This window comes from Methylobacterium sp. J-001, from assembly GCF_022829565.1.
Lineage (GTDB): Bacteria > Pseudomonadota > Alphaproteobacteria > Rhizobiales > Beijerinckiaceae > Methylobacterium.
This window is the reverse complement of record NZ_JAKSYN010000148.1, coordinates 25,345-40,290: the sequence shown is the minus strand read 5'-3', so window position 1 is coordinate 40,290 and position 14,946 is coordinate 25,345. Positions and strand designations below refer to the sequence as shown.

Sequence of the window (14,946 nt, the reverse complement as noted above, 5' to 3'; positions counted from 1 at the left end):
AGACGATGACGATAGACAAGGTTCCGATCACGGTACGCGGTTTTGCGGCTCTCGAGGAGGAGCTGAAGCACCGCCAGCAGGTCGAGCGTCAGCGCATCGTCGCGGCGATCGCTGAGGCCCGCGCGCACGGAGACCTGTCCGAGAACGCCGAGTATCACGCCGCCAAGGAGGCGCAGTCCCACAACGAGGGACGCGTGATGGAGCTCGAGAGCATGATCGCGCGCGCCGAGATCATCGACGTGTCGAAGCTCTCGGGCAACAAGATCAAGTTCGGCGCCACCGTGAAGCTCGTGGACGAGGACACCGAGGAAGAGAAGACTTACCAGATCGTCGGCGAGCCCGAGGCGGACGTGCATGCCGGGCGCGTCTCGATCACGTCGCCGATCGCCCGCGCGCTCATCGGCAAGGGTGTCGGCGACACCGTCGAGGTGACGACGCCCGGCGGCGGCAAGTCCTACGAGGTCGTCGGCGTCCAGTACGGCGGTTGAGCGCGATGATCGCGCTGAGCCGCGGCTGGCTCGCCGGCCTTTTCCTGCTGTGCAGGCTCTCATCCGCGATGGCGGCAGGCGATTTTCCGCCGACGGCGATCTTCTCCGACATCCGCGTCGACGTGCGGCCGCTCCGGGACAAGGGCGCCGGCCTCCAGGCCGATGCGCTCGCCGCCGACCTGAATGCGGCCCTGCGCAGGACTTTCGCCGGACGGATCGGCGGTGCCGGGCCGCGGCTGGTGGTGGTCGTGACCGCGCTGTCGCTGCGGCCCTATGTCGGCGGCGGCGCGCTTCGCGGCCGGGGCGGCAATTTCGAGACCGACTACCTGGAGGGCGAGGCGTTGCTCGTGGGGCGCACCGGGCAGGTGCTCGGCCGTCATCCGCAGATGACCGCGACGCCGTCGAGCTATGGGGGCGCCTGGTACGCCCCGGACTTCGAGGCGCGCCGTCTGGCGGCCATCGCCGACATCTACGCCCAGTGGCTCGCCCGCGACCTGCCGCGGGATTAGCCCAAGCTCGGCCTGCGGTGTAAGGCGTTTCCGATGAGAAGCATCGACGTGCCGGAGGCGAAGCCCGCCATCGCGGCCCAGACATCCGTGCGGCGCGAGCCCCTTCCCGACCTGTCTCGGGCCCGTGCCTGGATCATCACCGACGGCAAGGCCGGCGACGAGAACCAGTGCGTCGGCATCGCCGAGACGCTCGGTGTTGCGTTCGAGATCCGCCAGGTCCCGGCTGCCGGCCCGTTCGGCTGGATCGCCCCCTGGGGACCGATCGATCCGCGTGAGAGCCCGCGCCGCCGCAACGGCGCCCTGTCGGGACCCTATCCGGATCTGCTGATCGCCTCGGGCCGCCGGGCAGTGCCATATCTTCGAAAATTGCGGAACGCGACCGGCGGCCGGCCCTTCACGGCCTTTCTCAAGGATCCGCGCACCGGTGCGGACAGCGCTGATTTCATCTGGGTGCCGGATTACGACGATTTGCGCGGCCCCAACGTGTTCACTACCCTGACGGCGCCGCACCTCGTCACAGCCGCCCGGCTGGCTGAGGCGCGGGCCCATCCGGATCCGCGGCTCGCCAGCCTCGATGGCCCGCGGGTGGCCGTGCTGGTCGGCGGCGACAGCCGGCACCTGAGCTACCGCAAAACCGATATGCAACGCCTCGTGGGGGAACTGCGCGGTCTGATCGACCAGGGCTGCCGCCTGATGGTGACGATCTCCCGCCGCACCCCCAACCCGCTGCGCGATGCGGTCAAGACGCTGACCGCCGAGACCGGTGGCTTCCTCTGGGATGGCACCGGCGGCAACCCCTACGTCGCCATGCTGGCGCTGGCCGAGGCGATCGTGGTGACCTCGGATTCCGCCAACATGGTCAGCGAGGCTGTGGCGACCGGCGCCCCCGTCCTGCTGTTCGACCTGCCCCGCACCTATATCCGGCATCGGCGGATGTTCGCCGGTCTGGCGATCGCCGGTGCGCTGCGGCCGTTCACGGGTCGTTTGATCGATCTGCCGTACAAGCCGATCGACGCGACCCCGGTGATAGCCGAGGCGCTGGCCAAGGCTTACGCCGCGCATCGCGCGGCCTGACCGACCTGAAGGAACCGAGAGATGGCCCACACCCACGCCAAGCTCGTGATCGTCGGCTCCGGTCCCGCCGGCTACACGGCAGCGATCTACGCGGCCCGCGCCATGGTGGAGCCGTTGCTGATCTCCGGCTTCCAGCCCGGCGGTCAGCTCATGATCACCACCGATGTCGAGAATTATCCGGGATTCGCCGAGGCGATCCAGGGGCCATGGCTCATGGAACAGATGCGCCTGCAGGCCGAGCATGTCGGGACGAAGATCGTCTCGGAATACATCACGGCGGTCGATCTCAAGCAGCGGCCGTTCCGGCTGGAAGCGGATTCGGGCGAGACCTATTCCTGCGACGCACTCATCATCGCCACCGGCGCCCAGGCGAAGTGGCTCGGTCTGCCCTCCGAGGCGGCGTTCCAGGGCGGCGGCGTCTCGGCCTGCGCCACCTGCGACGGCTTTTTCTTCCGCGGTAAGGACGTCGTGGTGGTCGGCGGCGGCAACACCGCCGTCGAGGAGGCGTTGTACCTCGCCAATATCGCCAAGAAGGTCACGGTCGTCCATCGCCGCGATAGCTTCCGTGCCGAGCGGATTCTGCAGGAGCGGCTGTTCAAGCACCCGAATGTCGAGGTGCTGTGGCACCGGGAGGTTGCGGAGATCTGCGGCGTCCAGAAGCCGGCGCCGGGGGTTACCTATATCCGGCTCAAGGATCCGCGCTCGGGGGAAATCAGCGAAGTGCCGGCCGACGGCATCTTCGTGGCGATCGGCCACCAGCCGGCCACCGCGATCTTCGAGGGCCAGCTGCCGATGCGCCACGGCGGCTACCTGTCGGTGAAGCCCGGCACCACCGAAACGGAGATTCCGGGTGTGTTCGCTGCGGGCGACGTCACCGACGACGTCTACCGGCAGGCGATCACCGCCGCTGGCATGGGCTGCATGGCTGCGCTCGAAGCGGAGAAATTCCTGGCGAACCTCGAGATCGGCGAGACGCCGGTTCAGGCCGCCGCGGCCGAGTGAGACCACGCAGTGCGGGCAGCACCGCGCTGTTGGACCAAAGTCCTGTCAACAAGATCGCGATCTGAACCCTTGCGTCCGACCATGCGCCGGGCGCATAGGGGTTCTGACCGGGCAGGGCTGCAATCGATGCATGCCCCTGCAGCGCCGGCCGCGCCCGCTTGGCGTCGGCGATACGCGCTTCGCCCGGTCAATCGCCCGACGCAGGTGCGGCTCGGTCCGAGCCGGGCATCGGGTGCGGATTGGCGTCGGTGGGGGTTCTCGCCTTGGATTGGGACAAGATCCGGATCTTCCTGAACGTCGCAGAGGCGGGCAGCTTCACCAAGGCGGGCGACGATATCGGCCTCAGCCAGTCCGCGGTGAGCCGCCAGATCAGCGCCCTGGAGCGCGAACTGAAGGCACCGCTGTTCCACCGTCATGCCCGCGGCCTGATCCTCACCGAACAGGGCGACCTGCTGTTCCGCGCCGCCCGGGACATGAAGCTGCGCCTGGAGAACACCCGAGCCCGTCTCGTCGAAACCTCTGAGCGGCCAACCGGCGATCTCAAGGTTACCACCACCGTGGGTCTGGGCACATCGTGGCTGGCGCAGCGAGTCGGTGAGTTCCTCGATCTGTATCCCGACGTCCGCATCGAGCTGATCCTGACCAACGAAGAACTCGATCTCGCGATGCGCGAGGCCGATGTGGCCATCCGCATGCGCCGTCCGGCCCAGCCGGACCTGATCCAACGCCGGTTGTTCACCGTTCACTACCACGCCTTCGCGAGCGTCGATTACGTCAAGCGCTTCGGCGAGCCCAAGACCATCGAGGAACTCGACAATCACCGCCTCGTCTCGTTCGGCGGAAACGAGCCGTCCTACCTGCTGGCGGCCCATTGGCTGGCCGATGCCGGGCGCGAGGGCCGCGACCGCCGCAGCGTCCACCTGACGGTGAACAATATCGGCGCGCTGCAGAAGGCCATGGAGGCGGGCGCCGGCATCGGCATCCTGCCGGACTACGCGGTGGATGGTGACCAGCAGCTCACCCAGGTCCTGCGCGACACCGAAATGCCGAGCCTCGAGAGCTATCTCGTCTATGCCGAGGAGATGCGCTCGGTCGCTCGAGTCCAGGCGTTTCGCGACTTTCTGGTGTCGAAGGCGCAGCGCTGGACTTACTGACCGATCGCTGCCCCCGAACGGTCGGGTTGAGAGGCTCCCCGCCTCTCTGCGTGTGCAGGGCGAAGCCCGGCAGATCGCCCGTTCGCTCCGCCCCCGAGCCCCACCCAAGGGCGGGATGCCCTTGGGGGATCTCCTGGTTTGGCGTCGCGGCGGCCGTCACACGAACAGCCGCTCGCCCTCCAGTCCCTTGTACAAGTCGGCGACCTGGTCGCCGTAGCCGTTGTAGATCAGGGTCGGCACCCGCTCGTCGGTGCCCAGCACTCGCTCCGACGCTTGACTCCAGCGTGGGTGGGGTACGGCCGGGTTCACATTGGCCCAGAAGCCGTACTCGGACGCTTGCAGCCCTTCCCAGAAGGTCTTGGGGCGGTCGGCGGTGAACGACACCTTCACCAGCGACTTCGCCGACTTGAACCCGTATTTCCACGGCACCGCGATGCGGATCGGCGCGCCGAACTGGTTCGGCAGCGGCTTGCCGTAGACGCCCGTGATTACGAAGGCGAGATCGTTGCCGGCCTCGGCCAGAGTCAATCCTTCGGTGTAGGGCCAGGGGTAGTAGAAGGCGCGCTGGCCGGGCGCCATCGCCTTGTCCATGAACGTCTCGAAGCGGATGTACTTCGCGCCCGAGGTCGGCTTGGCGAGGGCCACGAGCTTCGACAGAGGGAAGCCGGTCCATGGCACCGACATGGACCAGGCCTCGACGCAGCGATGGCGATAGAGCCGCTCCTCCAGGCCGATCTTCCGGATCAGGTCGTCGACGCCGATCTCGAAGGGCTTTTCAACCAAGCCGTCGATCTTCAGGGTCCAGGGCTGCGTCTTGAGCGCGTTTGCGGCCGGCAGCACGGTCTTGGACGTGCCGAACTCGTAGAAGTTGTTGTAGGCGCCGCTGAAGCGTTCCGCCGTGATCGCCCGGTCCAGGGTGTAGGCAGGGTTGCGCGGGGCCGGATAGAGCGCTGCGTCACCGGCAGCCGCGAAGGCGCTCCGACCGCCGAGCGCGGAGCCTGCCGCGAGCCCCGCCGCGGCGCCGAGCAGCGCACGCCGATTGAGGAAGACCGCCTCGGGCGTGGCCTGATTCTCCGGGATCTCCCACCCGCGCCTGCTCCGGATCACCATCGCCATCTCCTCACCTGTCCGGCACGTACAACCCACAGATCGGCGTGGGCCGACAGGGGTGCAAGCGCCGCAGCCTCACCATTCGGCGATCACGGACAGGCGGTTACGTGCGGAGGCGACGGCGATCCGCCGCGGGCAAAACGGGGTATCAGCCCGGTGGGGTCTCGTCGCGCAGGACCCGGCGCAGCACCTTGCCGACGTTGGTCTTGGGCAGCGCATCGTGCAGGATCACCCGGCGGGGTACCTTGTAGCCGGTGAGCTGGGTGCGGGCGTGGGCCCGCAGGGCGTCGGTCGAGACGGCCGGGTCCTTCATCACCACGTGGGCGACGACCATCTCGCCGGTCTCCTCGCTGGGGGCGCCGACCACCGCGCATTCCAGCACGCCGGGATGGGCGGCCAGCACCTCCTCGACCTCGTTCGGGTAGACGTTGAATCCAGAGACCAGGATCATGTCCTTCATCCGGTCCACGATCTTGATCTGGCCGTCTGGCTCCATCACGGCGACGTCCCCGGTGCGGAAGAAACCGTCCGGCGTCATGGCCCGCTCAGTTTCCTCGGGGCGGTTCCAGTACCCGCGCATCACCTGCGGGCCGCGCACGCAGATCTCGCCCGGCTGGCCCCCGGGCACCGGCTTGCCGGCGGCGTCGCGGATCGAGACTTCGGTGGAGGGGAACGGGTAGCCGATCGTTCCCGAAAACGCCTTGATCCCGGGCGGGTTGGCGCTCACCACCGGCGAGGTTTCCGACAGGCCGTAGCCTTCGAGGATCGTGTTGCCGGTGAGCGCCTTCCAGCGCTCCGCGACCGGCCGCTGCACCGCCGTCCCGCCGCCGACGACGAAGTCGAGATGGGAGAAGTCGACCGTGTGGATCTTCGGGTGGTTGATCAGCACGTTGAACAGCGTGTTCACGCCCATCAGGTGCGTGAAGCGGTTGCGGCTCAAGGTCCTCACCATGCCATCGCAGTCGCGCGGATTGGGGATCAGCAGGCACGATCCGCCGTTGCGCATGAATTGGAAGAAGCAGGCCGTCAGCGCGAAGATGTGGTAGAGCGGCAGGGCCGTCACGGCGCAGCGGAGGATGCTCGGATCCTTCGAATTGAAGAACAGCTGCGACTGCTCGACATTGGCCATGACGTTGCGGTGGGTCAGCATCGCCGCCTTGGCGATGCCCGTGGTGCCGCCGGTATATTGCAGGAAGGCCAGATCCTCGGGATCGACCGGTACGGAGGCGTGCGGCATGCCGCTGCCCCGGCGCAGAGCCGTCGTGAACGGCAGCGCCAGCCCATCGGGTAACTGGAACGGCGGTACGGCCTTGCGCACGTGCCGGCTGGCGAGGTTGATGACATGGCCTTTCAGCCCGAGCCCGTCGCCCGGGCCGACCAGGAGGACGCGCTCCAGCGCGACATCCGCGAGCGCCCCCGCGACGGTCGGGCCGAAATTCTCCAGCACGATCAGGAACCGGGCGCCCGAGTCGCTGATCTGCTGCCCGAATTCCCGGGGCGTGTAGAGCGGGTTGACGTTGACCACGGTCCCACCGGCCGAGAGCACGCCGAATAGGGCCACCGCGTAGGCCGGCACATTCGGCAGCATGATCGCGACGCGGTCGCCCTTGGCCAATCCCTGCGCCCGCAGCCAGGCTGCGAGCGCCCGCGCCTGTTTGCCGAGGCTCGCATAGGTCATGGTCGAGCCGAAGCACAGGATCGCCGGGCGGTCGGCAAAGGCGGCCACGCTGGTCTCGAAGAGGTCGGCCAGGGTGCCGAGAGACTCGACGTCGATCTCGGCCGGGACGCCGGGCGGATAGGAGGAGAGCCACGGGCGCGGTGACAGATCGGCGAAGGCGGGGGCCGGCTCGGATCCGGGCCGGCGTGCCGTCGTGCCCTGCTCGATTAAGCTGGCCTCGCGCATCGCGTCGTCTCCCACGGGCACGGCTCTCGACGGCCGCATCCCGTCCCTACGCAGAACGGCCCGACTGTGGGCGAACGGGCGGCCACTAGCAAGGCGGCGACCTCAGGCTCTCCGACGGAGCCAGCTCAATGTCGTGAGTGCTGCGTGCGGCAGGGCGGCAATGACGAGCAGCAGCGCGGCAACGACCGCCTCGGAGGGGCTGAAGGCCCGGCGCGGCCAGGGTCCGAGGCCGAAGTCGCCGGCAAGCCCGATCACGCAGGCGCCGAACCAGAGGGCTAGGAAGGCCAGCAGGCCAGCGCCGATTCGCCGGAGGCTCGGGCGCAGCGGCCGGTTGGCCGTGATCGCGAACACGCCGAGGATCCCGCCGAAGATCGCCGCCGCGACCCCGGCGCCGAGCCCGTAGGCCAGCCACAGGGGCTGATGGGTCAGGAACGCCATTCCGCCGGTGGCGAAGCCGCCGCGCAGGATCAGGCCGCCGACGGTCGGGTAGAGCCCGGCCAGCACGAGGGCGGCGGTGCCGATGGTGGCGAACAGGATTCGACGGAGTGCGGAGGCCGGGCCCGGCCCGGCCGCAACCACCGCGAGATGCGCGATGCCGTAGATGAGTGCGAAGGCAAAAAGCGGATAGCGAGTGATGAAGTAGCCGTAGATCCAGGGCTCGACCGCCTCGGGCACGCTCGAGCGCTGGCTGAGGCCTGTGACGGCCACCAGCACCAGCGCCGCGAGCATGGCCAGGATCGGGATCGCCGCGAGGATCTTTTTCAGATCGGCCACAGACGCATGGGTCTGGTCACGCGCAACGGACGGCATAGGGCGCGCATCTATCAAGAGAGTGTTCCGTTGCCAGCTCCCGGATCACGCTGCCGCCTGAGCACCCTCCTGTCATCCCGGGGCCGCGCAGCGGAGCCCGGGATCCATAGCCGCCGACAGATCAAAACCTGGCATCGTCGGCGGTTATGGGTTCCGGGTTCGCCTGCGGCGCCCCGGAATGACAAAAGGGATCTGTCTTTCTGCCGTCCATAGAACAATCGACGACATCTCCGACGCTGCGCGGCTTGGACAGATGATCCGCCTCACCGCGCCTCGTAATGGTCCCGCACCAGCCGGTCGAGCAGGCGCACGCCCCAGCCGGCGCCCCAGGAGCGGTTGATCTCGCTGGCGTTCGACGACATCGCCACGCCCGCGATGTCGAGATGCGCCCACGGCACCTCCTCGACGTAGCGCTTGATGAACGAGGCCGCGGTGGCGGCGCCACCGTGGCGGCCGCCGGTGTTCTTCATGTCGGCGAACTTCGAGTCGATCGCCTTGTCGTAGGCCGGGATCAGCGGCATCCGCCAGACCTTCTCGCCCGTGGCCTCGCCGGCGGCGTTGATGTTGGTGGCGAGCGCGTCGTCGTTGGAGAACATCCCGGCGATGTCCTGGCCCAACGCCACGATGATCGCGCCGGTCAGGGTCGCGAGATCGACCATGGCCTTCGGCTTGGCACTGCGGACCACGTGGGTGATCACGTCGGCGAGCACGAGCCGGCCCTCCGCGTCGGTGTTGATCACCTCGATGGTCTGGCCCGACATCGACGTGATGATGTCGGACGGGCGGTAGGAGCCGCCGTCCGGCATGTTCTCGACGATGCCGATGGCCCCGATGACGTTGCAACGGGCCTTGCGGCTGGCGAGCGCGTGGAGTGCGCCGACGACCGCGGCCGCGCCGCCCATGTCGCCCTTCATGTCTTCCATGCCGCCGCCCGGCTTGATCGAGATGCCGCCGGAATCGAACACCACGCCCTTGCCGATGAAGGCGATGGGCGCCTCGCCGGCCGGGCCGCCGTTCCAGCGCATGATCACGACCCGCGGTTCGCGGACCGAGCCCTGCGCCACGGCGAGCAGCGCGCCCATGCCGAGTTCGCGCATTCGCGCCGGCTCCAGAACCTCGATCTCGACGCCGAGCTTCGACAAGTCCGCAGCGCGCCGGGCGAATTCTTCGGGGAAGAGAACGTTCGGCGGCTCGTTTACGAGATCGCGCGCCAGGATGACACCCTCGGACAGGGTCCGGGCGCCCTCACCCTCGCGAGAGGCTGTGCCATGCTCGGCGAGCAGGAGGGTGAGCGTGGTGCCGCTCTTGTCCTCGGCATCCGGCTTCTTCTTGGTCTTGTAGCGGTCGAACGTGTAGGTCCGCAGGCGTGCGCCGAGCGCGAACTCGCCGGCCTGCGCAGCGCTCACCGTCGTGCCCGGCCAATCGAGCACGACCCGGGCCGCGCGGCCCGAGACTTTGCCGGCGGTGAAGCCGCCGAGCGCCGGCCAATCGGTTTTGGCCCGGTCCTTCTCCGAACCCAGCCCGATGACCACCAGCCGGTCGGCATTGACGCCCGCCGGCGCCGGCAGGGTCAGGGCGCTGAGCGAGCGGCCCTTGAACTTCTCCGAGGCCGCCGCCTTCGCCACGAGGTCTGCGCCCGCGGCGCCGAGCGCGGCCCGGGCCGCAGATCCGAGGGCGAGGTCGTCGCCGACGAACACCACGAGATCGCCCGATCCCCCCGGGCCCTGGCCGCTCTGCTCGAGGGGGCCGAAACCGATCTCGATACCGTCCGCCATACCCGTCGCCCTGCCCGTCGTTCCGCAGTTTTCGACGCACCCGCGCGGTCACGCTGAGCGCAATCCGCTCTGTGTAGCCGCTGAGGCGGCAAACGCAACGCGGCGCAGCAGCCCTGGAATCGCCCCTTTTGTCGGGTCCCTGGCCGTCGAGGGCGCGAGAGCACGGGCGGAACTGCCGGGCCAATGAGGCAGATCGAGCGCTACATCTTCCGGATCGCCCTGGGCGCGAGCCTCGCCTGCCTGATCGGCCTCACCGGCACGATCTGGCTGACGCAGGCCTTGCGCGAGCTCGATCTCGTGACCGCCAAGGGGCAGACGCTCCTGGTGTTCCTGTTCGTCACCGGCCTGTCGCTGCCGACGTTGGTGGTGGTGATCGCGCCCGTCGCGCTGTTCATCGGCACCGTCTATGCGCTGAACAAGCTCAACGGCGATTCCGAGCTGATCGTGATGTCGGCGGCCGGCATGCCGCCGCGCGCGCTGCTGCGGCCGTTCCTGACGCTTGCGCTCTTCGTGAGCTTTCTGGTGGGCTTCCTGGTGCTGGTGGTGATGCCGGCAAGCTTCCAGGAACTGCGCGACGTGATCACCCGGGTCCGGGGCGACTTCATCGCGAACGTCGTCAAGGAGGGGCAATTCACCCAGCTCGACAACGGCATCACCTTCCATTTCCGCGAGCGCGGGCCCGGCGGCGTCCTCAAGGGCCTGTTCATCCAGGACCGGCGGGAAGCCGGCAAGACCAAGGTCTACCTGGCGGATCGCGGTACCGCGGCCGACATCGACGGACAGAGCTTCCTGATCCTGGAAAACGGCAGCGTCCACCAGCAGCAGAAGGACTCCCGCGATTCCTCGATCCTGACCTTCGAGCGCTACACGATCGACCTCGCGGCCTTCGCGCCCCCGGATTCCGATACGATCTACAAGCCGCGCGAGCGCTCGACGTCGCAGCTGCTGTTCCCCGACCAGACCGAGGGCTACTACAAGCTGCAGAAGGGTCGATTCCGGGCCGAGCTGCATGACCGGCTCTCGGCCTGCCTGTACCCGCTGGCGCTGGTCTTCATCGCCTTCGCGGCGCTTGGCGATCCCCGCACCACCCGACAGGGTCGGGGGCTCGCGGTCGCCGGCGCGATCCTGGCGGTGGTGGCCCTGCGGATCGCAGGCTTCGCTGCGGTGAGCGCCGCCGCGCGCAGCGCCGGGGCGGTGGCAGCGATCTACGGCGTGCCGATCCTGGCGATCGCCCTCTCCTGCCTGCTGATCTTCTTCGGGCCGCGCGTGCGCGCCTTCAACGCCGCGCTGGCGGGGGCCGTGCGTGCCCTGTTCCGCGCTCCGCGTCTCGCGCCAGCCCGCTGAGCCTCGGATGCTGATCGGTCCGACCCTTGGGCGCTATTTCGCCGCCCGGTTCGCCCGCACGGTGCTCGGTGTCTTCGTCACCGTGTTCGCGTTGGTCTACACCCTCGACTTCGTCGAGCTGCTGCGCCGCGCCGGCGAAGCCGAGGCAGCCTCCACCGGGCTGATGGCGCTGCTCTCGCTCTACCGCACCCCGGCGGTGGCCGAGGGCGTGCTGCCCTTCGCGGTCCTGTTCGGCTCGATGGCCGCCCTGCTCCAGCTCTCGCGCAAGCTGGAGCTGGTGGTGGCCCGGGCCGCCGGGATCTCGGCCTGGCAGTTCCTGCAGCCCGGCTTCTTCGTGGCCCTCGGGCTGGGGGCGGTGGCGGTCGGGATCTACAACCCGGTCTCGGCCCTGCTGAAGCAGCGCTCGACCGAGATCGAGGCGAAGATCTTCGCGAAATCGACGAAGGCGTCCTCCGGCAAGGACCTGTGGATCCGCCAGCGCGGGCTGGACGGTGAGGCGATCATCCGGGCCGAGACCGCCATCGAGGGTACCACCACGCTGGCCGGCGTCTCGGTCTTCACCTTCGACGCGGCCGGCAAGTTCGCCGAGCAGATCATGGCCGCCCGTGCGACGCTTCATGACGGCTACTGGGAGCTCTCGGACACGCGCCTCTTGGCGCCCGACGCGCCGCCTGAGTCGTTCAACACCTACCTGATCGCCTCGAACCTCGACCCGGGGCAGGTCCGGCAGCGTTTCACCCCCCCGGAATCTGTGCCTTTCTGGCAACTTCCCACAACCATCGCGCGGACCGAGCGGGCCGGTCTCGACGCCACGCGGTACCGTCTTCAGTACGATGTCCTGTGGGCGCGGCCGGTTCTGTTCCTGGCAATGGTGATCGTCGCTGCAACCGTTTCCTTACGGTTCTTCCGCTTTGGTGGGGTCGGTAAACTCGTCCTCGGAGGCGTGGCGGCAGGCTTCGCCCTCTACGTGGTCCGACAGGTCATGGAGGGGCTCGGCGCGTCCGGACTCGTCGCCGCACCGGTGGCGGCCTGGTTCCCGGCCGTGGTAGGCAGTCTTCTCGGTACGCTTACGCTTCTGTACCAGGAAGACGGCTGACGCCCGCGATCCATCGCGGGACGGGAGACGGGTGTGTGAGGTTCGTGGCGGATCACGTCACAGGGGTTGGGTCGCGCGTTGCGTAAGGTTGCCCACATCCTGCGGAAGACGGCCCTTCTGGCTGCGCTGGCGCTCGCCGCGCCGCTGGCCGGGGGCGTCTCGGCGCATGCCCAGGGGATGGCCGCGCCCAAGGTCGGCAAGCCGGGCGACAAGCTGCTCGTCGAGGCCGGCGAGCTGATCTACGACAATGACCACAACACGGTGACCGCCCGGGGCAACGCCGAGCTGCATTTCGGCCCCCGGACGCTCCAGGCCGACAGCGTGCGCTACGACCGGGCGACCGGCCGCGTCTTCGCCCAGGGCAACGTCCGCCTCACCGAGGCCGATGGCGGCGTCGTGACCGGCGAACGCATGGAGCTGAGCGACGACTTCAAGACCGGCTTCATCGACGCGTTCCGCGGCCAGCAGACGGTGGAGCGGCGCACCGAGACGGTGCGGACGCGCTTCTCCGCGCCCCGGGCCGAGCGCCTGAACGGCGAGCAGACCAGCTTCGAGGCCGGCAGCTACACCGCCTGCGAGCCGTGCAAGGACAATCCGGAGACGCCGCCGCTCTGGCAGATCCGCGCCAAGAAGATCATCCACGACAACGAGACCCACACGATCTACTTCGACGATTCCACTCTGGAGATCGCCGGGATCCCGGTCGCCTACCTGCCCTATTTCGAGGCCGCGGACCCGACGGTGAAGCGCAAGACCGGCTTCCTGACGCCGCGCTTCATCTCGACCACGGCGCTGGGCCGGGGCGTGTCGCTGCCGTACTTCATCAACCTCGCGCCGACCTATGATCTGACGATCACGCCGACGCTGCTCAGCCGCCAGGGCCTGCTCGGCCAGGCCGAGTTCCGCCAGCGCATCGACAACGGCTTCTACAACATCCGCCTGTCAGGCATCTCGCAGACGACGCCGTCCGCCTTCCTGCCGAGCCCGCTCGGGGCGGGCGAGCGCGACTTCCGCGGCTCGGTGGAATCGCAGGGGCGGTTCTACATCAACGACCGCTGGCGGACCGGCTGGGACCTCGTCGGCGTTACCGACAAGTGGTTCCTCGACAATTACCGGATCCGCAACCAGAACATCACCACGGATTATTTCCGTGAAGCGACCTCGACCGCCTACCTCGTCGGCCAGGGCGACCGGTCGTGGTTCGAGGCGCGGGGTTACTATTTCAAGGGCCTGTCGAGCTTCGACTGGCAGAAGCAGCAGCCCATCGTCGCCCCGGTGATCGACTACGACAAGCGGGTGAACGGCCCGTCGGAGATCGGCGGCGAAGTCCGGTTCCAGGCCAACATCACCAGCCTGACCCGCGAGACGACGCAGTTCCAGGGCCTGCCCCGTACGTCGAGCTATCTGTTCTCGCCGAGCGTGAACGGGATCAGCTTCCCGCTCTACCAGACCTGCACCTACTTCCAGCGTGGCCTGTGCGCGATCGACGGGCTCGCCGGCACCAACACGCGCGCCTCGGCCGAACTGTCCTGGCGCCGGAGCTTCATCGACGATTGGGGCCAGAAGTTCACGCCGTTCGCGTATCTGCGCACCGACGCGTTCTTCACCAATCCGAGCTTCTCCGGCTACCAGAACGACCTCGCCCCCCAGGTCGCCAAGATCGACGACGGCTTCGCCGGCCGGGTGATGCCGGCGATCGGGCTCGATTACCGCTACCCCTTCGTCGCCAATTTCGGCGCGCTGGGCGTCCACACCCTGGAACCGATCGGCCAGGTCATCGCGCGCCCGTCCGAGACCCGGATCGGCCGCCTGCCGAACGAGGATGCCCAGAGCCTAGTGTTCGACGACACGTCGCTGTTCGAATGGGACAAGTTCTCGGGCTACGACCGGGTGGAGGGCGGCGTCCGCACCAATCTCGGCGGCCAGTATTCCGTGGTCACGCCATCCGGCTGGTACACCAACGTCATGTTCGGCGAGTCCATCCAGCTCGCGGGCGTCAACTCGTTCCGCCGGGGCGACATCGCCAATGTCGGGCTGGATTCCGGGCTGGAGACGCAGCGCTCCGACTTCGTGGGTCGGTTCCAGGTCTCGCCGAACCAGAACATCACCTTCATCACCCGGGCGCGCTTCAACCAGGCGGATTTCCACGTCGCCCGGCTCGAGACCGGCGCCACGGCACGGTTCGCGCCGTTCCTGCCGCTCACGGTCTCGGCCTTCTACTCGTATTACGAGGCGCAGCCGCTGCTCGGCTACAGCCATTACCGCGAGGGCGTGACCGCCTCGGCCACCTACAACATCACCCCGAACTGGTTCGTCTCGGGCTCGCTGCTGGTGGATCTCACCCACTACCTCGACGTGCGCAACACCTACACGGACGCCCTGTCGGCCTACCTGTCCAACCCGATCGGCACGGTGCCGACCTACCAGAACCCGGGCCGGTTCTACCTCTCCGGCGCCAGCTTCGGCGGCGGCTACCAGGACGAGTGCACGACCATCTCGCTCAACTACATCAACTCGCCGATCGCCACCGCGACCGGCGTGCGCGAGCGCAACCAGACCGTGCTGCTCCGCCTCGAGCTGAAGACCCTGGGCGAGGCCGATCTCCGCCAGAACGTCGGCACCGCCACCACCGCGGACGGCATCGCCACCGTGCGGTGATGGTCGGGACGCGGTAAAGCACC

At 68.3% G+C, this 14,946-nt stretch carries 12 protein-coding genes; 8 read left to right on the top strand and 4 right to left on the bottom strand.

The window, feature by feature from the left end; genetic code table 11:
• Positions 1–11: 11 nt before the first annotated feature.
• The 5 genes from greA to MKK65_RS18980 all read left to right on the top strand — a co-directional run bounded on the left by greA (position 12) and on the right by MKK65_RS18980 (position 4,227).
• Complete coding sequence (gene greA, locus MKK65_RS19000; protein ID WP_201025701.1) at positions 12–488, top strand: transcription elongation factor GreA; 477 nt, start codon at positions 12–14, stop codon at positions 486–488.
• 5 nt (positions 489–493) lie between these two features.
• The gene (locus MKK65_RS18995) at positions 494–997 is read left to right on the top strand and encodes a hypothetical protein (protein WP_243959710.1); all 504 of its coding nucleotides are present in this window, start codon (positions 494–496) and stop codon (positions 995–997) included.
• A gap of 33 nt (positions 998–1,030) precedes the next feature.
• The gene (locus MKK65_RS18990) at positions 1,031–2,071 is read left to right on the top strand and encodes a mitochondrial fission ELM1 family protein (protein WP_243959708.1); all 1,041 of its coding nucleotides are present in this window, start codon (positions 1,031–1,033) and stop codon (positions 2,069–2,071) included.
• 21 nt (positions 2,072–2,092) lie between these two features.
• Positions 2,093–3,073: a thioredoxin-disulfide reductase gene (gene trxB, locus MKK65_RS18985; RefSeq protein ID WP_243959706.1), complete on the top strand. Its 981-nt coding sequence runs from the start codon at positions 2,093–2,095 to the stop codon at positions 3,071–3,073.
• 263 nt (positions 3,074–3,336) lie between these two features.
• Positions 3,337–4,227, top strand: a complete 891-nt coding sequence (locus tag MKK65_RS18980) for a LysR family transcriptional regulator (protein ID WP_058190603.1) — start codon at positions 3,337–3,339, stop codon at positions 4,225–4,227.
• A 156-nt stretch (positions 4,228–4,383) separates the two neighbouring features.
• On the opposite strand, the gene msrP is transcribed toward MKK65_RS18980, so the two are convergent.
• From msrP to MKK65_RS18960, 4 genes are all read right to left on the bottom strand, one after another.
• Complete coding sequence (gene msrP, locus MKK65_RS18975) at positions 4,384–5,337, bottom strand: protein-methionine-sulfoxide reductase catalytic subunit MsrP (RefSeq protein ID WP_243959704.1); 954 nt, start codon at positions 5,335–5,337, stop codon at positions 4,384–4,386.
• Positions 5,338–5,485: 148 nt separating this feature from the next.
• Positions 5,486–7,240 (bottom strand): AMP-binding protein, encoded by a 1,755-nt coding sequence (locus MKK65_RS18970; RefSeq protein ID WP_243959702.1) that lies wholly within the window; start codon positions 7,238–7,240, stop codon positions 5,486–5,488.
• 102 nt (positions 7,241–7,342) lie between these two features.
• Positions 7,343–8,014 (bottom strand): hypothetical protein, encoded by a 672-nt coding sequence (locus tag MKK65_RS18965; protein WP_243959700.1) that lies wholly within the window; start codon positions 8,012–8,014, stop codon positions 7,343–7,345.
• A gap of 299 nt (positions 8,015–8,313) precedes the next feature.
• Positions 8,314–9,825, bottom strand: coding sequence for a leucyl aminopeptidase (locus MKK65_RS18960; protein ID WP_243959698.1), 1,512 nt, complete (start codon positions 9,823–9,825; stop codon positions 8,314–8,316).
• A gap of 183 nt (positions 9,826–10,008) precedes the next feature.
• Here MKK65_RS18960 and lptF point away from each other — a divergent pair, with 183 nt between their 5' ends.
• From lptF to MKK65_RS18945, 3 genes are all read left to right on the top strand, one after another.
• Entirely contained in the window at positions 10,009–11,169 is a 1,161-nt protein-coding gene (lptF, locus tag MKK65_RS18955; RefSeq protein ID WP_243959696.1) for an LPS export ABC transporter permease LptF, read from the top strand.
• Positions 11,170–11,176: 7 nt separating this feature from the next.
• Positions 11,177–12,265 (top strand): LPS export ABC transporter permease LptG, encoded by a 1,089-nt coding sequence (gene lptG / locus MKK65_RS18950; RefSeq protein WP_243959694.1) that lies wholly within the window; start codon positions 11,177–11,179, stop codon positions 12,263–12,265.
• Positions 12,266–12,343: 78 nt separating this feature from the next.
• A complete protein-coding gene (locus MKK65_RS18945) occupies positions 12,344–14,923 on the top strand; it encodes an LPS-assembly protein LptD (RefSeq protein ID WP_058190420.1) in 2,580 nt (859 codons plus the stop codon).
• Positions 14,924–14,946: the final 23 nt, after the last annotated feature.

Excerpts from the sequence above, each read along its gene's own strand:
- MKK65_RS18995 (WP_243959710.1), top strand. The coding sequence starts at position 494 with ATGATCGCGCTGAGCCGCGGCTGGCTCGCCGGCCTTTTCCTGCTGTGC.
- MKK65_RS18990 (WP_243959708.1), top strand. The coding sequence starts at position 1,031 with ATGAGAAGCATCGACGTGCCGGAGGCGAAGCCCGCCATCGCGGCCCAG.
- trxB (WP_243959706.1), top strand. The coding sequence starts at position 2,093 with ATGGCCCACACCCACGCCAAGCTCGTGATCGTCGGCTCCGGTCCCGCC.
- msrP (WP_243959704.1), bottom strand. The coding sequence starts at position 5,337 with ATGGTGATCCGGAGCAGGCGCGGGTGGGAGATCCCGGAGAATCAGGCC.
- MKK65_RS18970 (WP_243959702.1), bottom strand. The coding sequence starts at position 7,240 with ATGCGCGAGGCCAGCTTAATCGAGCAGGGCACGACGGCACGCCGGCCC.
- MKK65_RS18960 (WP_243959698.1), bottom strand. The coding sequence starts at position 9,825 with ATGGCGGACGGTATCGAGATCGGTTTCGGCCCCCTCGAGCAGAGCGGC.
- lptF (WP_243959696.1), top strand. The coding sequence starts at position 10,009 with ATGAGGCAGATCGAGCGCTACATCTTCCGGATCGCCCTGGGCGCGAGC.
- lptG (WP_243959694.1), top strand. The coding sequence starts at position 11,177 with ATGCTGATCGGTCCGACCCTTGGGCGCTATTTCGCCGCCCGGTTCGCC.